The organism is Aquificaceae bacterium (assembly GCA_037481935.1).
Classification (GTDB): domain Bacteria; phylum Aquificota; class Aquificia; order Aquificales; family Aquificaceae; genus Pampinifervens.
Genome location: JBBFKQ010000012.1, coordinates 12124 through 34387, shown reverse-complemented (window position 1 = coordinate 34387; position 22264 = coordinate 12124). Strand labels below are relative to the sequence as shown.

24 protein-coding genes are annotated in these 22264 nt (G+C 46.0%); 13 read left to right on the top strand and 11 right to left on the bottom strand.

Annotated features, from left to right (window positions below):
* Positions 1 to 3 precede the first annotated feature (3 nt).
* Complete coding sequence (locus WHS43_09205) at positions 4 to 534, bottom strand: cytochrome C oxidase subunit II (protein ID MEJ5339814.1); 531 nt, start codon at positions 532 to 534, stop codon at positions 4 to 6.
* A gap of 1 nt (position 535) precedes the next feature.
* On the bottom strand, positions 536 to 715 hold the full coding sequence (locus tag WHS43_09200) for a hypothetical protein (GenBank protein ID MEJ5339813.1): 180 nt from the start codon (positions 713 to 715) through the stop codon (positions 536 to 538).
* A 165-nt stretch (positions 716 to 880) separates the two neighbouring features.
* Between WHS43_09200 and WHS43_09195 the strand changes: the two genes are divergently transcribed.
* Positions 881 to 2821, top strand: coding sequence for a hydrogenase iron-sulfur subunit (locus tag WHS43_09195; protein ID MEJ5339812.1), 1941 nt, complete (start codon positions 881 to 883; stop codon positions 2819 to 2821).
* Here the strand turns inward: WHS43_09195 and WHS43_09190 are convergent.
* Genes WHS43_09190 through WHS43_09155 form a run of 8 tightly spaced genes read right to left on the bottom strand, consistent with a single transcriptional unit; the run spans position 2793 to position 9341 of the window.
* Positions 2793 to 3155: a c-type cytochrome gene (locus WHS43_09190; GenBank protein ID MEJ5339811.1), complete on the bottom strand. Its 363-nt coding sequence runs from the start codon at positions 3153 to 3155 to the stop codon at positions 2793 to 2795. The genes WHS43_09195 and WHS43_09190 overlap by 29 nt on opposite strands.
* A gap of 10 nt (positions 3156 to 3165) precedes the next feature.
* Positions 3166 to 3933, bottom strand: a complete 768-nt coding sequence (locus WHS43_09185) for a NosY protein (protein ID MEJ5339810.1) — start codon at positions 3931 to 3933, stop codon at positions 3166 to 3168.
* On the bottom strand, positions 3918 to 4616 hold the full coding sequence (locus tag WHS43_09180) for an ABC transporter ATP-binding protein (GenBank protein ID MEJ5339809.1): 699 nt from the start codon (positions 4614 to 4616) through the stop codon (positions 3918 to 3920). Before WHS43_09180 ends, WHS43_09185 begins: the two co-directional genes overlap by 16 nt.
* Positions 4613 to 5803 carry a nitrous oxide reductase family maturation protein NosD gene (locus tag WHS43_09175; protein MEJ5339808.1) on the bottom strand — a complete coding sequence of 397 codons (1191 nt, stop codon included), beginning with the start codon at positions 5801 to 5803 and terminating at the stop codon, positions 4613 to 4615. Before WHS43_09175 ends, WHS43_09180 begins: the two co-directional genes overlap by 4 nt.
* A 1-nt stretch (position 5804) precedes the next feature.
* The gene (locus WHS43_09170) at positions 5805 to 6257 is read right to left on the bottom strand and encodes a nitrous oxide reductase accessory protein NosL (protein MEJ5339807.1); all 453 of its coding nucleotides are present in this window, start codon (positions 6255 to 6257) and stop codon (positions 5805 to 5807) included.
* On the bottom strand, positions 6254 to 6856 hold the full coding sequence (locus WHS43_09165) for a hypothetical protein (protein ID MEJ5339806.1): 603 nt from the start codon (positions 6854 to 6856) through the stop codon (positions 6254 to 6256). The genes WHS43_09170 and WHS43_09165 overlap by 4 nt, the downstream gene beginning before the upstream one ends.
* An 11-nt stretch (positions 6857 to 6867) precedes the next feature.
* On the bottom strand, positions 6868 to 8850 hold the full coding sequence (gene nosZ / locus WHS43_09160; GenBank protein ID MEJ5339805.1) for a Sec-dependent nitrous-oxide reductase: 1983 nt from the start codon (positions 8848 to 8850) through the stop codon (positions 6868 to 6870).
* Between the two features lie 23 nt (positions 8851 to 8873).
* Entirely contained in the window at positions 8874 to 9341 is a 468-nt protein-coding gene (locus tag WHS43_09155) for a cytochrome c (GenBank protein MEJ5339804.1), read from the bottom strand.
* Positions 9342 to 9499: 158 nt separating this feature from the next.
* On the opposite strand from WHS43_09155, the gene WHS43_09150 reads away from it, so the two are divergent.
* Genes WHS43_09150 through WHS43_09115 form a run of 8 tightly spaced genes read left to right on the top strand, consistent with a single transcriptional unit; the run spans position 9500 to position 16115 of the window.
* Complete coding sequence (locus WHS43_09150; GenBank protein ID MEJ5339803.1) at positions 9500 to 9988, top strand: DUF2249 domain-containing protein; 489 nt, start codon at positions 9500 to 9502, stop codon at positions 9986 to 9988.
* 1 nt (position 9989) lies between these two features.
* Positions 9990 to 10400: a hypothetical protein gene (locus WHS43_09145; GenBank protein MEJ5339802.1), complete on the top strand. Its 411-nt coding sequence runs from the start codon at positions 9990 to 9992 to the stop codon at positions 10398 to 10400.
* 2 nt (positions 10401 to 10402) lie between these two features.
* Positions 10403 to 10651, top strand: a complete 249-nt coding sequence (locus WHS43_09140; protein MEJ5339801.1) for an iron-sulfur cluster assembly protein — start codon at positions 10403 to 10405, stop codon at positions 10649 to 10651.
* Positions 10648 to 11127 carry a DUF1858 domain-containing protein gene (locus WHS43_09135; GenBank protein MEJ5339800.1) on the top strand — a complete coding sequence of 160 codons (480 nt, stop codon included), beginning with the start codon at positions 10648 to 10650 and terminating at the stop codon, positions 11125 to 11127. Before WHS43_09140 ends, WHS43_09135 begins: the two co-directional genes overlap by 4 nt.
* Entirely contained in the window at positions 11124 to 12257 is a 1134-nt protein-coding gene (locus tag WHS43_09130) for a hypothetical protein (GenBank protein ID MEJ5339799.1), read from the top strand. The genes WHS43_09135 and WHS43_09130 overlap by 4 nt, the downstream gene beginning before the upstream one ends.
* Positions 12258 to 12310: 53 nt before the next feature.
* On the top strand, positions 12311 to 15265 hold the full coding sequence (locus WHS43_09125) for an AAA family ATPase (GenBank protein MEJ5339798.1): 2955 nt from the start codon (positions 12311 to 12313) through the stop codon (positions 15263 to 15265).
* 3 nt (positions 15266 to 15268) lie between these two features.
* The gene (locus WHS43_09120) at positions 15269 to 15541 is read left to right on the top strand and encodes a hypothetical protein (protein MEJ5339797.1); all 273 of its coding nucleotides are present in this window, start codon (positions 15269 to 15271) and stop codon (positions 15539 to 15541) included.
* Positions 15480 to 16115, top strand: a complete 636-nt coding sequence (locus WHS43_09115) for a nucleotidyl transferase AbiEii/AbiGii toxin family protein (GenBank protein MEJ5339796.1) — start codon at positions 15480 to 15482, stop codon at positions 16113 to 16115. Before WHS43_09120 ends, WHS43_09115 begins: the two co-directional genes overlap by 62 nt.
* 11 nt (positions 16116 to 16126) lie before the next feature.
* Here the strand turns inward: WHS43_09115 and WHS43_09110 are convergent, their stop codons facing one another.
* Positions 16127 to 18220: a bifunctional (p)ppGpp synthetase/guanosine-3',5'-bis(diphosphate) 3'-pyrophosphohydrolase gene (locus WHS43_09110; protein MEJ5339795.1), complete on the bottom strand. Its 2094-nt coding sequence runs from the start codon at positions 18218 to 18220 to the stop codon at positions 16127 to 16129.
* A gap of 17 nt (positions 18221 to 18237) precedes the next feature.
* Between WHS43_09110 and WHS43_09105 the strand changes: the two genes are divergently transcribed.
* Genes WHS43_09105 through mrdA form a run of 4 tightly spaced genes read left to right on the top strand, consistent with a single transcriptional unit; the run spans position 18238 to position 22263 of the window.
* Complete coding sequence (locus WHS43_09105; GenBank protein MEJ5339794.1) at positions 18238 to 19269, top strand: rod shape-determining protein; 1032 nt, start codon at positions 18238 to 18240, stop codon at positions 19267 to 19269.
* A complete protein-coding gene (gene mreC, locus WHS43_09100; GenBank protein ID MEJ5339793.1) occupies positions 19266 to 20054 on the top strand; it encodes a rod shape-determining protein MreC in 789 nt (262 codons plus the stop codon). Before WHS43_09105 ends, mreC begins: the two co-directional genes overlap by 4 nt.
* Positions 20051 to 20500 carry a hypothetical protein gene (locus WHS43_09095; GenBank protein ID MEJ5339792.1) on the top strand — a complete coding sequence of 150 codons (450 nt, stop codon included), beginning with the start codon at positions 20051 to 20053 and terminating at the stop codon, positions 20498 to 20500. Before mreC ends, WHS43_09095 begins: the two co-directional genes overlap by 4 nt.
* The gene (gene mrdA, locus WHS43_09090; protein MEJ5339791.1) at positions 20497 to 22263 is read left to right on the top strand and encodes a penicillin-binding protein 2; all 1767 of its coding nucleotides are present in this window, start codon (positions 20497 to 20499) and stop codon (positions 22261 to 22263) included. The genes WHS43_09095 and mrdA overlap by 4 nt, the downstream gene beginning before the upstream one ends.
* Position 22264: the final 1 nt, after the last annotated feature.

Genomic DNA, 22264 nt, shown 5'->3' with positions numbered 1-22264 from the left:
TCCTCACTCCTTCACTATGATTTTTCCAATCATCATGTGATGCCCTATACCGCAGAACTCGTTGCAGACTATGTAGAACTCACCGGTGGATGTGGGTCTGAAGGTGAGCACGTAGTCATAGCCAGGAAAAACCATAAAGTTCATGTTTACAGGCTGCAGGGAAAAGCCATGAAGAAGGTCAAGGGAGGATATGTGAAACCTGTATTCCTGACCCTTTTTAAGCACAAGTATAGGCTCCCAGGCCCACATCTTACCCAGAAGAAAAACATCGCTGTTGGGTGGGGGTTCCACCACAGGTATGCCCTTTTCCTCTCCTATCTTATACTTCTGTATGAAGGCCTGTGTCAGGGCGTTAAACTCCTGGGGAGTAGTCCTGTAGGTGGTAAAGGATGGGTTCTGTTTTCCATAGACATGCCATACTATCATCCAGAAAAAGAGGGCCAGGCAAACCACAAGGGCTATGGCTATCCACATCTTTTCATCTTTTGCCACCCGTTTGAAATACCATCCTTCTTCTGGTGGTAGCAGTGCCATGTCACTTACCTCCTAAAAGGGATTGTTTGATTTCATCTGGTATAGGAGAGAGCCACGCAAGCTCCAAAAGCCCCCATATGAGGTAGGAGACTGCATAAATCGTGACCCCTAGAAAAAGTAGAAACATGAAATCATCCAGCACCAGTTGAAGGAAGGGCGTTTTCTTTTCCTTCTCCTCCATGGCTACACCTCCTTGGTGAGTGATTGTTTATATAGATTAATATCTGAAGATTTTTTTGTCAATAATTAAATTTATCATCTTTTAACTTTAAATTAAAACGCATAAGTCTTTAATAAAGGGCTTATATTATATTGTTAAGTGAGTAACTGCTTACAGGAGGTTTTCATGCAGATGGCGAGCATACAGCTATTATACGTAGGCTTTCAGAAGTTTTCCTACCTTATGAGCAGGTTCTTTTCTTCAAGGCTAAATCCTCTCTATCATCTTGGTGCTATCGCCATATTCCTTCTAATCATAGATGTCATATCAGGTGTTTATCTCTTTTTCTTTTACAGCATAGACCCTCAGACCTCCTACCAGTCTGTGGAAAGAATATCCGAAAGCTTTCTGGGAAATATAATGAGGGGACTACATAGATATTCTTCTGATGCCCTAATACTTACAACCCTCGCCCATATGGTGCATGTGATAATAACGGACAGGTTCAGGATGTTCCGATGGGTTGCGTGGGTCACAGGCGTTGCCACTCTTCTTATATTTTTGGCTATCGGAATATCGGGCTACATACTGGTCTGGGACGAGAGGGCACAGCTCACTGGGCTTCTGACTGCCAAGTTCTTCTCCTTCCTGCCAGTCTTTGGAGATGCTCTGATGAGCGCCTTCCTTGGAAGCGATATAAAGTATCTCAGCGGGCTTTTCAGAATTCTGCTCTTTGCCCATATAGCCCTTACCATACTCATAGTCTTTACCCTCTGGGTTCATGTTATGAGAAACGCCAGACCAAGACTTATACCACCAAGGTTTCTCTACATAACCATAACTGTCCTTCTCATAATGCTTTCCGTTGTTTTTCCTGCAAAGAGCGACCCACCAGCCTACATGAACAGGTTGCCTTTTGAGATGAGTGTGGACTGGTTTTACCTCTTTGGTTACCCCCTTCTTAAATACATACCCATGTCCGCCAACTGGCTTATATTTCTGGGCTTTTTCACCTTTCTCTTCGCTTTTCCATGGCTCATAAAGGGAAGAAGGAACCCACCGGCACACATAGACTTTGAAAGGTGTACTGGGTGCGAACAGTGCTACATAGACTGTCCTTACGAAGCCATAACCATGAGGGACTATGAGGGCAAGAAAAAGGCTATTTTGAACGATGTCAAGTGCGCAGGCTGTGGTATATGTGTGGGCTCATGCAGTGCCCTTGTTATAGACATACCAACCTATCCCATACATGAATACATTGAAAAAATAGAGAAAGAAAAGCCCTTTTGTGCGGTCTTTAGATGTCCATTCAGTGCAGTTCCGCCAGAAAAAGAGGGTATTGCTGTCTTTACCGTTCCCTGTGTGGGTGCCGTGAACGCATACCATGTGGAAGAAATCCTGGATATGGGTGTTGAAGGAGTTGTCATAATCTCCTGCGAGTATGAAGACTGCTATTTCAGGGAGGGAAACAAATGGCTGGAAGAAAGGTATGAAAGGAAGAGAAGACCCATACTTAAAAAGAAGGTGATGGGTGGAAGGGTGCTGATTCTTGAGGCGCCATATGTAAAGTCTGTAGAGAAGGAGATAAGGGAGTTCATGGAGTCTACAAAGGAAGGACAGGGTGTGAAGATTTTAGCCACGAACAGGATAAACTATCCTCTTGCGGTTTCTGTGCTTACCCTTCCCGTATTCCTCTTTTATCCCCTTACCACACACAGGGTTGCCTTTTACCCCACAGACATGTCTGCAGTGGTCATAAGCTTCAAATACAGGTCATCTCCTGTTAGGGAAACAAAAGGAATCGGGAGTGGATCTTTGAGGCACATGCAGGCTCAGAATGCCATTGTGAAGGAGAGGTCATCTATAAAGCTAGAGGTTTACAGGGGTAAGGAGCTAATATACTCAAGGGTCTACAATCCCAGAGGCATAAGAAAAGATGCTTCCATATTCGTTTACGAAGAGCTTTTTTTAAAAGCGGGGAATCAAAAACTGACATTGAGGCTTGAGGAGACCGCTCACAAGGAAAAAGTAAAGGAATTTGAATTCATAACCCCTGAAAAGCCGGGAGAAAGCCTTCTCATAACCTACGATGAGGCTACTGGAAGCTTTCTTTCTCTGAGGTGAGGTTGAGTATCCATCTTACCATTGCCCTTGCCTCAGCCTCTTCAAGCCTCTGAGGAGGCATGCATTCCCACCTTGCCTTCCATTTTCTGCAGGAACCTTCCTTCAGGCTTTTCAGAAGAACATCTTCCGCATCCTTCTGTCCTCTGTATCTTCTGGCTATTTCCAGAAAAGGAGGACCTACAAGAGGAACTCTTCTGTCGTGACAGTCTGTACAGCCTTTTGACCTAAAGAGCTCTTTAACTTTTGTTGCTTCAGGCTCCTTTTTCTTTACTTCTCTTTGAACTGCAGGCTCTCCACAGGAGAAAACCAATAATATCAGGAGAAAAAACCACATGGCATACCTCCTAAAAGTCTTTTTTTCTGAAGGTATAAAGACCAAGCAATAGCAGTATGAAGGTGTAAAAAAGTGAAAGAAGGGCGGGCAGAAACCAAAGTTCTCTGAGATACTTTGCAACCCATTTTCCCGCAAAACCCATAACTTCATAAAGACCTGTCTCCATGAGGGCTACGAGTCTTATAAGGTCAATGGGGTTTGCAAGTGTTAGGAAAAGAAGAACTTTCTCAACTGGGTAATCGGAGAAAATAAGAATAAGGTAAAGTATTATGCCATCATAAAGGGTGGAGGAAAAAAGCCAAAGGAGGAGCACAAGTCCAAGTCCTTTGAGTTTATCTTCTATAAGGATAGCGATCAGCAGTCCAGATAGCACAAAGAGGGGTATAAGCAAAAGATTAAAGGTTATGGTTTTTATGTAGAGGGGCACAATTCCAAAGTGATAGTAGAAGGGCAGAAATGAGCCAAGAGAGAAGCCTATTGCAATCGCTATACTAAGGCTTACCGCGAGGGAGACAAATAAGGAGCTTCTTTTTACGGGTTGTGTAAGCACAAATTCTATAAAGTTTTTGTTGTTATAAAGGTAGTTAGTAGATAGAAGCAGGGAAAAAAGGGTAAGGGTGATGAGAGAAAGGTTGTTGTGGCTTATTAGTGCCTTTTTAAAGTCTCTTCCCAGCTCAAGCAGAACATAGGTCACGAGTAAGTAAAAGAGGAATAGGCCTACAATCCATTTACTCTTGAAAAGGTCATAAAGCTCATACTTTATCAACTTAGCAAACAAAGCACGGCCTCCTCAACTCTATCTTTTCCAGTGGAGCTTTTCAATTCTTCAAGACTGCCCTGAAAGATTATTTTGCCCTCCGTGATGAAAACTACATGGTCTGCGAGCTCTTCAACCTCTGACATTATGTGGGATATGTAAAGTATGGTTTTACCCTTTTGCTTTTCCTCAAGTATGAATTTTTTTAGCCTGAAGGCGGTTATGGGATCAAGCCCCACAAGAGGTTCATCCAGAACGAGTATGGGTGGGTCAAAGGCTAAAGCTACGAGAGCACCAACCTTCTGCTTTGTGCCTCCGGAGAGGTTTACAAACCTTTTGTTCATTTCCCCCTCTAGCCTTAGAAGCTGAAGCATTTCTTCAAGCCTTTTTGCCTTTTCTTCTCTCAGGTCCTCCACCATAGCCACAATCTCCTTTGGTGTGAGGTTTTCTGGAAATTCTGGAACTTGTGGCATGTAGCCTATCAGCCTTTTATAAAAGCCATCGCTCCCTACCTCTTTACCATCAAAGGTGATTCTTCCCCTCTCAGGTATGACCAGTCCAAGTATGGTTTTTACAAGGGTAGTTTTTCCTGAACCGTTTGGTCCAAGCAGGGCGGTTGTCTTGCCAGCCTCAAATTCAAGGTTCAAGTTGTCAAAGAAAACCCTTTTTCCAAAGGACTTATATATACCCTCAAGTTTTATCACGGCTTCACCATGAGGGGTTTTTTATCTACAAGTGCCTCTGGATTAAGCAAAGGTATGAGCTTTTCCATAGCATCCAGAAGACGCGCAAGAAAGCTCTCATACAGTATGAGGGTCAGGGGATACTTTTCAAAAAGAAAGGCTATGAAGGATACAGGTCTGTAAGGCAGGTCGCCATATCCATCCCTGTCCAAGTCATAGCCTTCATACCTGTCGTAGTAATTACCCTCAAAGGTATTCCTGAAGTAGGAAAGGGTGTTGGTGGATACATCAAAGGCGTTGCCTATGAACGAGTTTCTTCTAAATAGGTTATCCTCACTGTTGGCGTATATCCTGACTGCCCATCCGTTGTTTTCAAAAAGGTTTTCCTCAAAGGTGGTTCTGTTACAACCTTCAAGGTAGGCACCGTGTGTGTTGTTCATAAACTTGTTTTTGTAGAGCTTACTGTCAGTTATGTCCTTCAGCAGAAGCCCGTAATTCGCAAGACCCTCATTCCTTTCAAATATATTCCCCTCCATACCTATGTTTCTTGAATACATGACCGCAACACCAGCACCATTTTTGTAAAAGTGGTTATTCCTGTAAACATCATCGTTGGAAAACATAAAGTGAAGACCATACCTCAGGTTATACTCACTTCTATTACCCTCTATAAGGCTATCCTTAACAAACTCAAAGTATATGCCGTCTCTATGGCCCTTTATAAAGTTTTTTCTTATTATCAATCCTTCCGAGCTCCATGCATGTATGCCATTGCCCGAAGACCCCTCCGTCTTTGCAAAGCCCACTATGTTATTACCTTCCACGAGACAGCCCGAGACCCTTTCAAGGTAAAGGGCAAAGAAGTTATTTAAAAATCTGTTGTTTTTTATAACACAATTCCTTGAATTTATAACCTTCAGCCCAGCTATATCCTCGCTGTAGGACATGCCCGAGTTTTTTATTACAAACCCCTCCACCCTTACATCGTCCGCCCTTATGGTCAACACCTGATGTTTTCCCTCACCGTCAAGGACGGGTTCCCTTTCACCGATAAGTTCAACCCTTCTGTCAACCGTTACGGGTCCCTTGTATGTTCCAGACTTTACAACTATCCTGTCCCAATCCCTTGCACTATTTATGGCACTTTGAAGGTCCTTAAACTCACACTCAGAACATACAACTATCACAGAAAAGACAAAGCCTAGCATCTCAGTGAGAAAATTTATACTCCCTTCTTATGAACTCTCTAAGAGGAGACCACCTCAGTATCTCTCCTTGTTTTCCTTCAAGCATCTTCCTAGCTTCCTCCTCGCTCCTGTAAGCTGAAAGGTTCATACCCATTGGGCTTCTTATGTCCGGGCTTCTTACATAAACAGCCTCTTCTGCGGGGATAAACTCCTTTGGGTTCAGAAAGTTCACCACATAGGCCTTCTTTATATCTTCTTCGTTTTCGTTGAAGTAGCCCACCATGCACTCTATGGCGTCAAACTTGTAAACCTTACCCTTCTTGGTTATCACTTCCGCTGCAAACCTCTCGTCTGCAATGACCATCTTACAGTATTCGCATACATCTTCACCGAGTTTTATGGGTTCTGGCTTATCCGATTTACAGGAAAAAAGAAAAAGGAGCAGGAGGAAAGCCCATAGCACCCGGAGTATCATGCCGGTTTTACCTCCATTCTCAAGCCTCCTGAAAGCCTTATATCCAGAATTATGGCAACAAAGCCAAGGGCTAAGGAAAGCCCCATTATGTATCCGCCCATGTCTGGATAGGAGCTTGCAAGCATGTTAAGAAGCTGCTTTGTTCCTATAAGGGGTGGCTGGTAGGCAAGGCCGGGTATCTTTATGGGAGCGTTTGGGTCAAGGTTGTGCCCATACTCATAGCCCCATCTGTAGAAGTCTGCAAGACCAGCTATGCCGAGAAGAGTAAAGGTTATTACCCAGGCATAGAGTAGGACACGCTTTCCAAGCAGGGATGACAGAAGGCCGAAGGCTATAAGGAAGCCGACTATGAAGGGCATTATCTTCAGCTCCGGTATAGCCTCCGGCTCTATAGGTTTCATGCCGATGTAGTGGTTGAGGAGGTTTATGTTATACAGGTCAAACTCCGTTCCACCGGTTATCTTATTTACCCATATGAACATCCTCAGCCCCTCTGGATACTGGGGGGCTATAAGTTCTATCTTCCAGAGTGGGAAGAAGTAAGTCAAGATAAGTAAAAGAGAGGCGAGGGCAAGAAGCCCTCTTGAAAGTATGTTCATAGCTCACCTCCTCACTTCTGTGCAGTGGGTGGAGTGCCAGTGTAGTATTTGAGAGGCACATTAGAGCCTGCTGGAGAAACCCTTATATAGCCCTGCATCTCTTGATGAAGTGCGGAGCAGAAGTCAGTGCAGTAGAAGGGATAAACACCGGGAGCCTTAGGTTTCCATACAAGGGTCTTTGTCTGACCGGGCATGACAAGAATTTCTGCATCCTCTGAACCCTTAACCGCAAAACCATGAGGTATGTCCCAGTCCTGTTCAAGATTGGTAAGATGGAAGTAGACTGTGTCCCCTACCCTTACGCCCTCAATGTTGTCAGGGACGAAGTGAGACCTAATCATGGTCATGTATACATGGACTTCGTTGCCCTTTCTTTCAACCCTTGCATCTTTCTCCGCCTTTACCGCATAGGGGTGCTCGTTCTCAGCAAGGGGGTAAATCTTCTTAACTTTGTCCTTTATCTTGTCTGCAGGTATGGCCTGCGCATAGTGAGGTTCACCTATGGTAAAGAATTCATGGATAAGCTGCATCTTTTCCCCACTTATATCGTAGAGCTGAGCGGACTGAAGGAGCTCTGGACCTACAGGGAGTTGCCTGTCTTTGGTTATCTTGTTCATCGCTATGAGATACTTACCATAGGGCTTTTTGGTATCTCCGCCAGGTATAAGCAGGTGTCCCACAGAATAGTAAGTGGGGACCCTATCAACCACCTTACATCCCTTGTAGTCAAACTTTACCACTTCAGAGGAGACAAAGCATGAGGTATATCCAAACCCCTTACCATCAAACTCTGTATGCAGTGGTCCAAGGCAGGGCTTTTCAAGCTCGCAGTGAAGGACTGCATCGTATTTAAGAACTGGAATGCCATCTATTTCTTTTTCAAAAGCCTTCTGTTCTATAGCCTTGAGCATCTTTGAGAAGGAATGAATGGGTATGACCGTTGCCAGTTTCCCACCGCCCACTATGTATTCACCATCGTCGGAGACATCAACGCCGTGTGGAGATTTGGGAGTTGGCAGGAAGTAGGCAACACCGGGGCATTCTTTTGGGTCCAGCACCTTGACAGATTTCTTAACCTCTGATACCGCCATGTGCTTTTTCTCATCGTAGTAGTTGTGATAGTAGGTGGCTGGCATTTCCTTAGCCTTGCCCTGAGCCACGCATTCCTCCGCTCTTTTCCAGTTCACGGCAGCTATAAAGTCTTTGTCGTTCTTTGATGCGTTTACTTCAAGGAGGGTGTGGGCCTGCTCTGTGTTGTAGGAGGTGAAGAAGCACCAGCCATGAGAGGGACCCCTGCCACACCTTGCGAGGTCATAGTTAAAACCTGGCATGAGTATCTGAAAGGCAACATCCATTTTTCCGGGTTCGTTCGCCTTTATGAAGCTAATAACACCTTTGAAATTTTCCTTGTAAGACTCTATGGGAACGTCCCTCTGCGGCACTGGCACAGAAAACCTTGAACCTGATACCACGTATTCTGTGTTCTCTGTTCCGTAAGGAGATGGGTGGTTTCCAGCTACATTTGGTATTTCAATTATCTCAGTAGTTTCAAAGGTGGTGAGGTCAATCCTTGCTATCCTCGGAGTGTTGTTGGCGTTAATGAAGAGCCACCTTCCGTCGTGCTCTCCGTTAGTCTGGGAAAGCCATGGGTGGTGAGTATCATCCCAGGGTAAAAATCCATGCGATGTCATGAGCATGGGTCTGGTTTCTGGTGTAAAGCCATAGCCCGTTTCAGGGTCAACAGAGAAAACCTTTATGACCTTCAGTATCCTGCCTGAAGGTGCACCGTAGACGGTTACTTGACCGTTGAAGCCTCCGGAGAAGAAAACATAGAACTCGTCCTGTTTACCCGGTGGCACATAGACCTTTGATGCCGCATCTACGCCTACAGCGCTTGTTTTTACCGCCTCTTTCTTTGGCGGGCAGCCTGTCAGCAAGGCACCCACTACGAGGGCTGATAGCCCTCCAACCATCAACTTCTTCTTGCCCAGCATGGCAACACCTCCTTTATAAGGTTTTACTTTTCATCAACGCTCCTCAGATACTCAAGTATTGCCCTTGCGTCTTCCTTTGAAACATCCTGAAAGGGCATCTGTATGGGATACTCAGCAAGGTGTCCCCTTGCCACGGGGTCCTTCTGGACCATCTCCGCAGGGTTTAGTATCATGTTCATTATCCACTCGGGCTTTCTTCTCTTTGTTACACCCTTAAGCGGGGGTCCCACATATTTCTCCTCAAGTTTGTGACAGGAGGCACATTTGGAATCAAAGATTTCTTTACCTTTCTTTACCAGAGTCTGGTCTATGGGTCCAAGCTGAACTTCTGTTACTGGTCCTATGCCCTTATCGCTTACCGCCTCTTCCTTCTTTTCAACTACAGCTGGCTGTTCTACTGGCTTAGTAGGTTCCTGAGCCTTTTCGGGAGGTTTTGGCTGGCAGGAAAAGATGAAGGTTGCAATGGGTAGTGCCAGAAGCGCCCTTTTCATAATACACCTCCAGTTTGATTTAAATCACAGATATTAATATAGAATATAAGGAGTTGTTTGTCAAGATATTAGAAAAACTTATAAGTATTAAAATATGATTGTAATCATTTACATACTTATTTCATGGATTAACTTATCTTTCCACAGGAGGCAATCCCATGCATGGTGTAATAACTTTGGATGTTGGTGCGGGCACAGACGAAGTGAAGGTAAGAATGCTGGAAGGTCTCATGCCTTCAGCCTGTGCTTATGTCAGGGTATACATCCTTTCAGAGGGCTCGGGCAGGTTCATACTCGGTCAAAGGTTTGGAAAGGCTGAGGCGCCATACTATTTTCTGGTGGATACGGCTGAGCTTTTTGGTTTCATGCCGGAAAGTGAATCACTTCTTTACGAAGTAGCCCTTGGAAGCCAGAACTTTCTGGAAAAGGAGACCATAGACCTCAGGCCCATTGAACACGGTTTAAGACATCCTCTTGTTATGAAGAAGTTTTCTGAGTTGACGGAAAGAGAGGCCTTTTTAATCATTAACGACCACGACCCTCTGCCCCTGTACTTTCAGATGGCTATTACCTTTCCCAAGAGGGTTGGATGGGAGTATGTAGAACACGAAAAAGACTTCTGGAAAATAAGGATTGGGAGGTTGTAAGATGAAAAAGTTTGCCCTGCTTTTAACTCTGAGCCTCGCCCTCGGCTTTTCACATGAGTTGGAGAGCGAGCTTACCCTCAAGCAGGTGATGCAACTGGTGAATCAGTCCACACTCAAAATGCTTCAGGGTTTTCTCCTAAATAACGATGCCATGGTCCTTGAGGGTGCAAAGGAAATAGCTGAGCACCCTGTTCCTAAAGGAGGACCTCTCAGATACATAGACCCATCAATGAGGGAGGATTTTTCAAGGATGATGCCCGCCTTTGAAAGGCAGGTTCATGGAGGTGCGGAGGAGGTTATAAGGTTTATAAAGGAGGGCAAAAGGGATGAAGCCTTCAGGACATACACGAACATGCTTCAGGGTTGTATGGCATGTCATGAGCTTTTTAGAGATAGAATAAAGGGAAGATAGCCATGAAGGAGGTGTTTGAAACCCTGAGAGAAGTCATAGACCCTCACACGGGTCTTGACATTGTAAGTATGAACATTGTAAGGGAGATAAGCCAGATAGGGGAAAATAGATTAAAGGTTGTGATAAAGCCTACAAGTCCCTTTTGTCCCGTAGGAGGCTACCTTCTTCAGGCGGTTAAGGAGAAAGTTGAAGCCCTTGGATACTCTGTGGATGTGGAGCTTGAGGGATACCTCTTTGGGGGTGAGCCATGAAGAGGCTTGATGTGAGAAACCTTGAACCTCCTCAGCCTATGGTAAAAGTAGCCCAGGCCCTCGGGGAGCTGGAGGAGGGAGAAGTGCTTGAAGTGCTTGGTTCAAGACCCTTTACCCATCTTTTGCCAAGGCTTGAGGAGCTGGGATATACTTACGAACTGAAGGAAACGGAGGAAGGATACCTTTTAAAGATATGGAAAAAGTCCTCCCAGCCCCTGAAGGTTGAGGAGTCTGAATGTGCAAGGGAGATTGAGTTTGAGATAAACGAAGAAACCAATGTGGGAGAGCTTCTGAAAAAAGTTCCTGAAGCCCTTGATGTTCTCATAAAATACGGCTTCACACCTCTCAAAAACCCCATACTCAGAAAAATACTTCCCCATACGGTGAACCTTGGGCAGGCTAAGAAGATAAGGAGAATGTCCGACGAAAAATTCCAGGAGCTTCTCAAAGAGCTGAGAAGGCTCGTGGGCAAATGATAAGACCTGCCTCCTTTGTAAAGCTTACCTCTATTTACATACTCCTGTGTCTTTTTCTCATTGACCTTTCTCTAATCTTGAAACTCTTTGGCATGCCTTACAGGGACCTTCTCATCTTCATAGCCTTTCCGTCCCTTATAATGGGGACGCTTTTTCAGATGTATCCAACCCTTCAGGGTATAAGGATAAGATGGGAGTGGCTTACATACCTGTATCTCCTGCTCACCTTTATAAACCTTTTCTTTCTGCTCTGGAAATCCCATATATCATGGATTCTTTTTATGCCTTTTGGCTTTCTCGGCCTTTTCTTCCTTATCTTAAACACAAAGAACCTCAAAGACCCGGTTGTTATCTTTTTCTTCCTTGGAGGTTTATACTTTGCCCTTTCGGGCATCTTCATGTTCATGAAGCTCAGCCCCGGCCTCATAAAGCATACTCTAACCACAGGTCTTTTCATGAATGTGATAATTGGGGCTTACTATGTTTTTGTTCCCATGCTTCAGATTGAAGAAATAAAGCACAGAAAAGCAATATGGTGGATCCTTATCCTATACAATCTTCCCCTACCTGTCTTCCTCTACGGCTGGTATAGAAGTAACTTTGCGCTCATTGCCTATTCTGGTCTTTTAATGCTTCTTTCTTTACTGCTCCTTACTCTTGTCCTGTACATGAGCCTTCTGCAAAGAAGAAGCCCCCTGAAAGGGCTTGACATATCAGTGCAATACCTCACACTTGGGCTTTTTATGTTGGTCTTCTTCATGGCTGTGGGAATAGCATCCGCTGGAAGTGGAAATTACGGTCTTATGGGCTGGCACTGGGATGGTATGCTCTACGGCTTTCTAACCTTCATAACTGTGGGTGCTTCCTACCATATAGTCCCCTTCCTCCTCTGGTGGAGGCTCTACGCTCCAAAGATGGGAAGGCAGAGTATACCCACCCTAAAGGAACTACTTAGTCAGGAAATTCCTCAGAGGTTTCTCTTTGCTGGCATCCCCTCCCTTACCTTTGCCCTCATCACAGAGGCCTTTAACCCATCCCTTTCAAAGCCCTTTTACTTTGCCTTTTTTCTTGTAAACTGCTACTACACCCTTAAGCTTCTTCCCCTTGCTTACCGCTCACTCACAACTTGACAAAACCTCACTAAAGCATATTATAAAAACCATTATTAAACCTGGAGGTTAACATGTTTAGCGAAAACCTGCTCTCTGGGAGGTCTCTTGAATACATTAGCAGGGCAAAAGAGCTGGCAAAGAAGAGGGGAGACAGCAAGGTGGATACGGACCACCTCCTTCTTGCCCTACTCATGGACGAAAAGTCCGCTCTGGGAAAATATCTTGAAAAGAGAGGTATAGAGGCAAAAGGTCTCTATAAAAAGGTTTCTGAATACCTTGAAAAGCTCTACGCTCAGATAGGCAGAGCGGCTGAGCAGGAAGCCAAGCATCTTATTGACCTCAGAAGTAAAATTATGCAGGTAAAATCCGACATAGGTCATGTGCAGATGGAGCTGGAAAAGGTCAGGAAGGCAAAAGAAAGCATAAGTCAGGAGCTTCAGAGGGTAAGAAGATACGGAGACTACTGGAGCCTTCAGGAGCTTCAGGTGGAGCTCACAAGGCTTGAAAGGCTTGAAAGCCAGTATAGAAGCCAGCTGGAAGGTGTGGAGAGGAGCCTCTCTGCGGTGTTCAGACCAGAGGACGTAAGAGCCTTTCTTGAAAACAGGCTCAGCATTGACGGTCTTATAAGGAAAGCCCTTGAGACGTCAAGTCTTGTGGAACAGGTGAAGGAACTGGGTCTTTCACCTGAGAGGGTAACAGATGCAGTGGGTAAGATTGTCTTTGGTAGAGAGCCTGTCTTTGACTACTCTCAGAACCTTGTAAAGGTTCTTGAAAGGGCTCAGGACAGGGCAGTCTCTGAGGGGCTCTCTCAGGTGGAGCCCTATCACATAGTTGCCAGCCTGCTTGAAGCAAAGGACACCATAGCTGGTAAGATTTTAGAAGATATATCAGGAGGTGAAAAGATGAAGGATGTGGCACAGGAACTCAGAGAAGAAGAAAAGTCTGCCCTTGAGAGGTTCGGGGTAGACCTCACTCAGCTTGCGAGGGAGGGCAAACTTGACCCAGTAATAGGAAGAGAGAAGGAGATAAATCAGGTCATTGAAGTTCTCCTGAGAAGAACAAAGAACAATCCCGTTCTTGTGGGTGACCCGGGTGTGGGTAAGACTGCAATAGTGGAGGGACTTGCTCAGAGGATAGTGAACAAGGAGGTTCCCATAGAGCTTCAGGATAAGGCTGTTATCTCCGTTGATATGGGTTCTATCATAGCAGGTTCTAAATACAGAGGAGAGTTTGAGGAGAGGTTTAAAGGACTTCTGGATGAGGTAAAGCAAAAGGGAAATGTAATACTCTTCATAGATGAGATACACACGGTGGTGGGTGCAGGAAGGGCGGAGGGTGCAGTGGACGCAGGAAACATGCTAAAGCCACCCCTTGCAAGAGGCGAAATAAGGGTAATCGGAGCCACAACGGTAGACGAATACAGAAAGCACATAGAAAAGGACCCAGCCCTTGAAAGGAGGTTCCAGCCCATATATGTAGACGAGCCCACTGAAGAGGAAACTGTAGAAATACTGAAGGGCCTAAGACCCAAGCTGGAAAAGCACCACAAGGTAAAAATTTCTGACGAGGCTATAGAGGCTGCGGTAAAGCTCACAAGGAGGTATGTAACCTTCAGAAAGCTCCCTGACAAGGCAATAGACGCCCTTGACCAGGCTTCTGCGCGCAAAAAGCTCATGGCGGTAGCCCTTCCTCCTGAGGTTCAGGAGATAGACAGAAAACTCAGGAGCCTTGAGGAAGAGATTCAGAAGGCATATCTGGAGGGCAACTATGAGAAAGAAGCCCAGCTGAAGATTAAGAAGGTTCAGCTTGAAAAGGAAAAGCAGGCAATAGTCTCAAAACTTGGTGGTGTGGATGCCAGGATTTCTGAGATAAAGAGGCGTATGGAAGAGCTTGACCAGGAAATCCTCAAGGCGTCCGAAAGGGGGGACTACGAAAGAGAAGCAAACCTCAAAATAGAAAAGGTGAAACTTGAAAAAGAACTCAAAGAACTCGAGAGCAAGAAGGCAGAGGAGCTTCTGGTTACATGGGACGATGTGGCACAGGTTGTCTCCGAGTGGACGGGAATACCCGTCACAAAGCTGAGGGAAGAAGAGATGGAGAGACTTCTCAGACTTGAGGAAGAGCTTCACAAGAGGGTCATAGACCAGGAGCATGCGGTGGTGGCGGTCTCCGAAGCCATAAGGAGGGCAAGGGCAGGTCTGAAAGACCCCAAGAGACCCATAGCCAGCTTTCTGTTTCTGGGACCCACCGGCGTTGGAAAGACCGAGCTTTCAAAGGCGCTTGCGGAACTCCTCTTTGGAGATGAAGATGCCCTCATAAGGCTTGATATGTCTGAGTTCAAAGAAGAGCACAGCGTGGCAAAGCTCATAGGTGCACCCCCGGGCTATGTGGGTTACGAGGAGGGTGGAAAACTGACCGAAGCGGTGCGTAGAAAGCCCTACTCTGTCATACTTCTTGATGAGGTGGAAAAGGCCCACCCAAGGGTCTTTGACCTTTTCCTTCAGGTGCTGGACGATGGAAGGTTAACAGACTCTCACGGAAGGACCGTAGACTTCAGGAACACGGTCATAATCATGACCTCCAACATAGGCTCTCAGTATCTTCTTAGCATATCTGTGGACGGAGACGAAGAGAAGGTGCAGAGGGAGTTTGAAAGAGCAAAGGAGAGGGTTCTTGAAGAGCTTCGCTACCACTTCAGGCCAGAATTCCTTAACAGGGTGGACGAGATAATAGTTTTCAAGCCACTTACCATGAAAGAACTCTTCCAGATTATAGACCTGCTGGTGGCTGGTGTGAACAAGAGGCTGGCGGAGAGGAACATAAGCATTGAGCTCACAAAGGGCGCCAAGGAACACCTTGTAAAGCTGGGCTACGACCCTGCTTACGGTGCAAGACCCCTCAAAAGAACCCTGCAGAAGCACCTTGAAACCCCGCTGGCAAACCTCATAATAAAGGGTGAAATAAAGGACGGGCAGAAGGTGGTGGTGGATGTGGAAGATGGGCAGCTGAGCTTCAGTGGCACGTGAGCCATGGACAGAGAGGAGTTTCTAAAAGCCTTTTCATGGGACGGGGAGGAGAGCTATGAGGAACTTCTTATTAGAGCCATGCTCTACGGCAATCCACTCAAAATAGCCCAGCTCTTTACGGAAGAAGAGCTCAAGAAAGTGTTTCTGGAAAACATACACAGGTTTAAGAGGGAGAATAGAGCTTTCTGGCAGTTAGTCCTTGAGGTGTCTGAAGATGAGCTTAGAAGGTGTGCAGAGAGAAACTTTAGAGAGGGTTGTATCCTATTCCCTTACTGAGGGTTTCTATTTAGCTGGTGGCACTGCACTGGCAATTAGATACTCCCACAGACCTTCACAAGGCTTTGATTTCTTTACTTACCCCTCTGAAGATTTCAGAGTCAGCAGTATGATGGAAAAGCTCAGACTCCTACCTGCAGAGGTCGTATCCATGAGGGAGGATACGCTCATATTTTTTATAGAGGGCGTTAGATTTTCCTTTTTCAAATACTCATACCCGCTTCTGGAGGAACTGGAGCTCCGGAAAGACCTGAACATCTCAATGGCAAGGGACAGGGACATTGCCTGCATGAAGGCTGTAGCTATTGCACAGAGGGGTAACAAAAGAGATTTCTTTGACCTGTGGTTTCTTATGAACAAAAGGGGGATAACCCTCCGTGGACTGCTACATGACCTCTGTCAGAAATACAGTGGCTACGACCCGGGCATTTTCCTGAGAGCTCTGGCCTTCTTTGAAGATGCAGAAAAAGAAAACAACAGATACATAGACCCCTTCTGGGATGATATCAAAAGGTTCATGGCTTCATTGGTCAAGGCAGAATACAGACTCAGCATGAGAAGACCGGGTCCTTAAATACTCTTTCTCTACCCCATCAGCCTCTGCACGCTCTCCACACCTTCCAGAGCCCGAAGGGCTTCTTTTACCCTGAGAAAGCTCTGGTAATTCTCCACCTGCAGTGTGAAGTCCATGAGCGCCTGACCGGAGGGCAGGCTCTTGGTTCTGGCCTCTGTAATGTTTGCTCCTGACTTGGCTATGGTGGTAGTAACTTCTCCCAGAATACCCATTCTGTCCTTTGCCAGCAGTCTTAGTCTGACAGGATGAAGTCCCTGAGACCTGCTCCAGAGAACTTTTATAACCTTTTCAGGTGAAACCTTCCAGATGTGAACAAGGTTTGGACATTCCTTTGAATGTATCACAAGCCCTTTTCCTCTGGATATAACTCCGTATACATCCTCACCCGGCAGGGGGTTGCAGCACTCTGCCAGGGTATGAAGCACATTTCCAAGACCATCTATATGAAGTATGTCCTCTACCCTTTCCTGAGGTCTTTCCTTCTGGGTTTTTCTGAAGAGGGAATACACCCTTTCCTTTGAAAGCTTACCGCTTCCAAGGAGCAGGTATACATCTTCCTCCCCCTTAGCCTCCGTCTCTTCAATAAGCCTTTTCAAGAGCATATCTTTGCCTATCCCCAGTCTCTGAGAGAAGAGGTCAAGCCTTTCCTTACCAAGCTGGAGATGTCTTTCTCTTTCAAGTTCCTTCAGCACAGCCTTTATCTTGTTCCTTGCTCTTGATGTAACCACAAAGCTGAGCCACTCCTGATTTGGTTTTTTGTGGGGACTTGTTATTATCTCCACCATGTCCCCACTCTGAAGCCTGTAGTTTAGAGGTACAATCCTGCCATTGATCTTTGCTCCAGCACAGTGATTGCCCACCTCTGTGTGTATGTAATAGGCAAAGTCAACGGGCGTTGAGCCCTTCGGAAGAACTACCAGGTCTCCCTTTGGTGTAAAAACAAAGACCTCCTCGGAAAAGAGCTCCAGCTTGAGGTTTTCCAGAAGCTCCTGTGGGTTTTTGCTGCCTTTCACGCTTTCCACAAGACTTTTCAGCCATGAGTATACTGCACCGTCCTTTACACTTCTTCCCTCCTTGTAAGCCCAGTGGGCAGCTATACCCTTCTCCGCCCTTTCATGCATCTCCCAGGTTCTTATCTGAACCTCCACCATCCTGCCCTTTGGACCTATCACTGCAGTGTGAAGGGACTGGTAAAGGTTAGGCTTTGGCAGGGATATGTAGTCGTCAAATTTCCCCGGAACGGGCTTGAATATGCTGTGGACTATTCCAAGAACAAGATAGCATTCCTGCACAGTGCCCACTATAACCCTCACGCCCAGTATATCATGCACATCCTCAAGTCTTATACCCTTTCTGAGAGTTTTCTGCCATATGCCATACAGGTGCTTGGGTCTGTATGCCACATGGGCATCTATGCCAGCCTTTTTGAGTTCCTCTTTGAGCTTAGGTATAAAAACCCTTTTCAGGTAGTCTTCAAGCTCTCTTCTGCTCCTGCCCACAAAGCTCTTAACCTCCTCGTATTCCTTCGGATAAAGGTGCATAAAACAGAGGTCTTCAAGCTCTGTCTTTATCTTCCAGAGGCCAAGCCTGTTGGCAATAGGAACGTATATTTCAAGGGTCTCCCTTGCTATCCTCACCCGCTTTTCCCTGCTGAAACACTGGAGGGTTTTCATGTTATGAAGTCTGTCTGCAAGCTTTACGAATATGACCCTCAGGTCCTTTGAGAAGGCAAGGATTAGCTTTCTGTAGTTTTCCGCCTTCTGAGTTTCCACATCCTTGAAGTTAATCTTTCCCAGCTTTGTCACTCCCTCCACTATGTCCGCCACGTCTTTGCCAAATTTCTCCTTCAGCTCCTCGTAAGTGGTCTGCGTGTCTTCAAGCACATCATGCAGTAGTCCGGCAACCACCGTATCTGTGTCCATACCCAGTTCTGCCAGAGTTATGGCAACTTCTATGGGATGCACCACGTATGGCTCTCCAGATTTCCTGAACTGCCCTGCATGCTTCTCCTCTATGAACTCAAGTGCTTTCCTTACCCTGCCATCTTCGTATCCAAGAGATTTAAGGAGCCTTTCCTCGTGCCTTTTATGTAATGTAGCCTCCATAGTTTATAATATTAGAGATGTTAAGCAAATTAGCAAATTTTCTCGGTTTCGTAGCCAGCAACATAGGTATAGACCTTGGCACCGCCAACACGGTGGTTTACGCCCAGGGAAAGGGTATAGTGCTCTACGAACCTTCCATAGTTGCCGTTGACGTGCGCTCTGGCAGAGTTCTGGCTGTTGGGAAAGAAGCAAAGGAGATGCTGGGAAAGACCCCTGAGAACATACAGACTGTCAGGCCACTCAGGGATGGTGTTATAACTGACTTTGAGGCTACAAAGGTTATGCTCTCCTACTTTATAAACAAGGCAATAGGGGGGAGCATATTCAAGGCAAAGCCGAGGGTTGTTATAGGCGTGCCCTCTGGGGTTACACAGGTAGAAAAGAGGGCGGTCATAGATGCGGCTAAAAGTGCAGGGGCAAGAGAGGTTTACCTCATAGCGGAGCCTATGGCTGCTGCCATAGGTGCAGGACTTCCCATAGAGGAACCAATAGGGAACATGGTGGTGGACATAGGGGGAGGAACTACGGAAATAGCCATTATCTCTCTTGCAGGTATAGTGGTTTCCAATTCCATAAGGGTTGCCGGTGATGAGATGACAGAGTCCATAATACAGCATGTTAAGAAAAAGCATCATCTTCTCATAGGTGAACAGACCGCTGAGAAGGCAAAGATAGAGCTTGGCAGTGCCATATACGAGGAAGAGGAGAGGTTTATGGAGATAAAGGGCAGGGATATAACGGGGCTCCCAAAAGTAGTTAGAATAAGCAACAGAGATGTGACAGAGGCCCTTGAGGATGTGCTCTCTTCCATCGTAAACGCTGTCAAGTCTACCCTTGAGAGGACTCCACCAGAGCTGGCTTCTGACATAGCAGAAAGAGGAATCACTCTGGCAGGAGGAGGCTCGCTTCTGAGAAACCTAAACATAAGGATAGAGCGTGAAACTGGTATTAAAACCCAATACTGCGAAGACCCAATAACTGCAGTTGCAAGAGGTGTGGGAAGAGTTCTTGACAACATAGAACTCATAAGGAAAGTCTCTATGGTATGAAGGGCTATTTTGCACCTTTTATGGTTCTGCTTTTCAGCCTTTTGCTTTACTTTATCAACCTTTCCACGTTGCCATACTTTAGCTATGCTTACAACCTCCTGAGGTCGGCAGTTTACCCTCTTTTTGAACTCAAGGGGAACATGGCAGAGGCTACAAGGAGAGCCATAGAAACCTATTTGCTTTTAAGGAACGTGAGCGAAGAAAACCAGAGGCTCAGAAAAGAACTTGAAGAGTATAAACTGTATAAAGCCCAGCTTCTTACCTGTGAAAACAATCTCAAAAACCTGAACAAAGCCATAGACCTTCCTTTTCAACCTGGTAACTACCCCCTCGTTTACGCAAGCGTAATAGCCTACGACCCATCAGGCAGGGATGCCTTTGTGCTCGTAAACAAGGGGCAGGATAAGGGATTATCTCAGGGCATGCTGGTCTTTTCTGGGGATAATCTGGTGGGTATTGTGGACAGCGTGTATGGGAGTTCCTCAAGGATAAGAACAGTTTTCTCTGAGGAATTTACCCTGAGCTCGGGGGTTGGAGATAAGGCGTACATATACAGAGGAGGCTTCCCCACGGGTTCTCTGCTTCATGTGAGGGTAGAGGACGAGATTAAAGTTGGGGATATGGTCTATGTTAGAGTGCCGGGAAAGAATTTTCCCCATCTCACCATTGGCACAGTTCAGCGGGTTTCCAATGAAGAAAAGGGCTTTTTTAAGAGAGTTGAAGTCAGACCATCAGCAGACATAAGGAAAGCCCACATTCTTTTAATCATAAAGGAGCCTTTATGAAATTCTACATAATAGCTTTTTTCCTCGCATACTTTCAGAGTTCTGTGCTCCTTGCCCTTTTCCATAGCATGCTTTTGACCCCCAATCTTCTCCTCCTATACCTTTTCCTTAACATCCTTGGGGAGGGTAATTCCTGGCTCAGAAGAGCGGTTCTGGCTGGTTTTTTCCTTGACCTGTTTCAGGACTCTCTTGGATTAAATCTATCTGGCTTTGTGCTTTTTGCTACACTTTTCAACCTTATGAAGCTAAGGATTGAGATGCCCAGCAGGGTATCTCTTTTGCTTGTCTATGCACTGCTCTCTCTAGTGGAAAGGCTCTGGGTGATAGCCCTTTTCAGGATAAGATACTATACAGAGCTTAATATCTGGCTTGCTCTCTTGAGCTTTTCCCTTGAACTGCTTTTCCTTTATCTTATTTCAGGAAGATACCTTTACAGGGAGTCATGAATAGAAGACGCTTCATATTTCTTTTTTTTATAGGTGTTGTGGCATATGCCCTTGTTCTTCTGAGATTAATCTACCTTCAGCTCTTCAGGGGTGAATACTACAGGGAACTGTCTCAGAGAAACTACGTGAGGAAAAGAGTAATATATCCTCAGAGGGGGGACATACTGGACATAAGGGGAGAGAGGCTTGCATACGATACTCCAAGATACATGCTTCTCCTTGACCACCAGAAACTGCAGGAAGAGGGCAATCTCAAAGAGGTCCTGACAAGCGTTGAAGAGCTCTTTGGAGTTCGTCTGGACTACGAGAGCATAAAGAAAAGGAAAGCCATAGAACCGGTAGTTCTGACCGAGCTCAAAACTCAGGAGGAAATAGACAGGTTTTACAACTACAGCTACAAACTTCCCGGGGTTTTCATAAACACGATTCCCACGAGGAACTACCCTCTGGGTGAGGTGTGCGCTCATGTAGTAGGATACGTTTCCTATCCTACGGAAAGGCACTATCAGAAGTATGGGGACAGAATTGGTAGCCAGAGCCTTGTGGGTGCATACGGTCTGGAGAAGGCACTTGATGAGGAGCTTCTTGGCAGGGTGGGGGCGGAAGAGGTTATGGTAAATGCGGTGGGGAAGGTGATAGGAAATCTCGGCTACAGGGAGCCAGAAAAGGGTATTTCTCTTGTGACCACCATAGACTCAAGGATACAGAAGATAGCCTATGAGGTTTTCAGAGATTCGGGACACAGGGCTGGTGCGGTGCTTATACTGGATGCAAGGACCGGTGAGGTGCTGGCACTCCTCAGCTATCCGTCCTTTGACCCCAACAGAATAAATGAGCTCTGGAGTCAGTATAATGAGGACAGGTTCAAACCACTTTTCAACAGAGCGACACAGGCAAAGTATCCTCCTGCGTCGGTTATAAAACCAGCCCTTGGCATAGCTCTTCTTGAGAAGGGCGTGTCTGAAAGGGAGGGAGTGGTGTGCAGGGGGCACTTTGAAATTGGAAACAGGAAGTTTTTCTGCTGGAACAGAAGCGGTCATGGCTGGGAGAACCTACACAGAGCCATAAGGGACTCCTGCGACGTTTACTTTTATCACTACGGTTATTACAGGCTCGGTCCAAGGGAAATAGAAAGAACGCTCAGGAGCTTTTCTTACGGAGAAGACATACCCTTTGAACTTCCCCTTGCAAGGGGCTTTATACCGACCCCTGAGTGGAAAAGAAGTAAACTAAAAGAGCCCTGGTATGGTGGAGATACGGTAAACATGTCCATAGGACAGGGCTTTATGAAATCAACCCTCTTTGAGCAGACTCTGATGATGATGGCTATTGCCAACAACGGCGTCATATACAGACCTTTGCTCATAAGAGAAAAGAGGAGCGCAGAGGGAAAGGTTATATGGAGAGCCAGCAGGAGCGTCTACAGGGTGGTAAGGGCAAAGCCCGAGCACTTTGCGGTGATAAGAGAGTCTTTAAGGGATGTGGTAAGAAGCGGGACTGCCACCTCTGCCTTTTCTACCATAGTGGAAATAGCAGGGAAAACCGGAACTGCCCAGGTTTCTGCTCACAGCGTCAGAAGGAAAAACCTGCCCTATCATCTGAGAGACCATGCGTGGTTTGTGGGCTTTGCTCCTTACAGGGACCCCATTTTTGTGATTGGCGTTCTTGTGGAACATGGGGGCTCCGGTGGTGCTGCCGCAGCGCCCATAGCAAAGAGAATACTTGAAAGAATTTACATAGAAGGCATACATAAGGAGATATAGC

Excerpts from the sequence above, each read along its gene's own strand:
- WHS43_09205 (MEJ5339814.1), bottom strand. The coding sequence starts at position 534 with ATGGCACTGCTACCACCAGAAGAAGGATGGTATTTCAAACGGGTGGCA.
- WHS43_09200 (MEJ5339813.1), bottom strand. The coding sequence starts at position 715 with ATGGAGGAGAAGGAAAAGAAAACGCCCTTCCTTCAACTGGTGCTGGAT.
- WHS43_09195 (MEJ5339812.1), top strand. The coding sequence starts at position 881 with ATGCAGATGGCGAGCATACAGCTATTATACGTAGGCTTTCAGAAGTTT.
- WHS43_09190 (MEJ5339811.1), bottom strand. The coding sequence starts at position 3,155 with ATGTGGTTTTTTCTCCTGATATTATTGGTTTTCTCCTGTGGAGAGCCT.
- WHS43_09175 (MEJ5339808.1), bottom strand. The coding sequence starts at position 5,803 with ATGCTAGGCTTTGTCTTTTCTGTGATAGTTGTATGTTCTGAGTGTGAG.
- WHS43_09170 (MEJ5339807.1), bottom strand. The coding sequence starts at position 6,257 with ATGATACTCCGGGTGCTATGGGCTTTCCTCCTGCTCCTTTTTCTTTTT.
- WHS43_09165 (MEJ5339806.1), bottom strand. The coding sequence starts at position 6,856 with ATGAACATACTTTCAAGAGGGCTTCTTGCCCTCGCCTCTCTTTTACTT.
- nosZ (MEJ5339805.1), bottom strand. The coding sequence starts at position 8,850 with ATGCTGGGCAAGAAGAAGTTGATGGTTGGAGGGCTATCAGCCCTCGTA.
- WHS43_09155 (MEJ5339804.1), bottom strand. The coding sequence starts at position 9,341 with ATGAAAAGGGCGCTTCTGGCACTACCCATTGCAACCTTCATCTTTTCC.
- WHS43_09150 (MEJ5339803.1), top strand. The coding sequence starts at position 9,500 with ATGCATGGTGTAATAACTTTGGATGTTGGTGCGGGCACAGACGAAGTG.
- WHS43_09145 (MEJ5339802.1), top strand. The coding sequence starts at position 9,990 with ATGAAAAAGTTTGCCCTGCTTTTAACTCTGAGCCTCGCCCTCGGCTTT.
- WHS43_09140 (MEJ5339801.1), top strand. The coding sequence starts at position 10,403 with ATGAAGGAGGTGTTTGAAACCCTGAGAGAAGTCATAGACCCTCACACG.
- WHS43_09135 (MEJ5339800.1), top strand. The coding sequence starts at position 10,648 with ATGAAGAGGCTTGATGTGAGAAACCTTGAACCTCCTCAGCCTATGGTA.
- WHS43_09130 (MEJ5339799.1), top strand. The coding sequence starts at position 11,124 with ATGATAAGACCTGCCTCCTTTGTAAAGCTTACCTCTATTTACATACTC.
- WHS43_09125 (MEJ5339798.1), top strand. The coding sequence starts at position 12,311 with ATGTTTAGCGAAAACCTGCTCTCTGGGAGGTCTCTTGAATACATTAGC.
- WHS43_09120 (MEJ5339797.1), top strand. The coding sequence starts at position 15,269 with ATGGACAGAGAGGAGTTTCTAAAAGCCTTTTCATGGGACGGGGAGGAG.
- WHS43_09115 (MEJ5339796.1), top strand. The coding sequence starts at position 15,480 with ATGAGCTTAGAAGGTGTGCAGAGAGAAACTTTAGAGAGGGTTGTATCC.
- WHS43_09110 (MEJ5339795.1), bottom strand. The coding sequence starts at position 18,220 with ATGGAGGCTACATTACATAAAAGGCACGAGGAAAGGCTCCTTAAATCT.
- WHS43_09105 (MEJ5339794.1), top strand. The coding sequence starts at position 18,238 with ATGTTAAGCAAATTAGCAAATTTTCTCGGTTTCGTAGCCAGCAACATA.
- mreC (MEJ5339793.1), top strand. The coding sequence starts at position 19,266 with ATGAAGGGCTATTTTGCACCTTTTATGGTTCTGCTTTTCAGCCTTTTG.
- WHS43_09095 (MEJ5339792.1), top strand. The coding sequence starts at position 20,051 with ATGAAATTCTACATAATAGCTTTTTTCCTCGCATACTTTCAGAGTTCT.
- mrdA (MEJ5339791.1), top strand. The coding sequence starts at position 20,497 with ATGAATAGAAGACGCTTCATATTTCTTTTTTTTATAGGTGTTGTGGCA.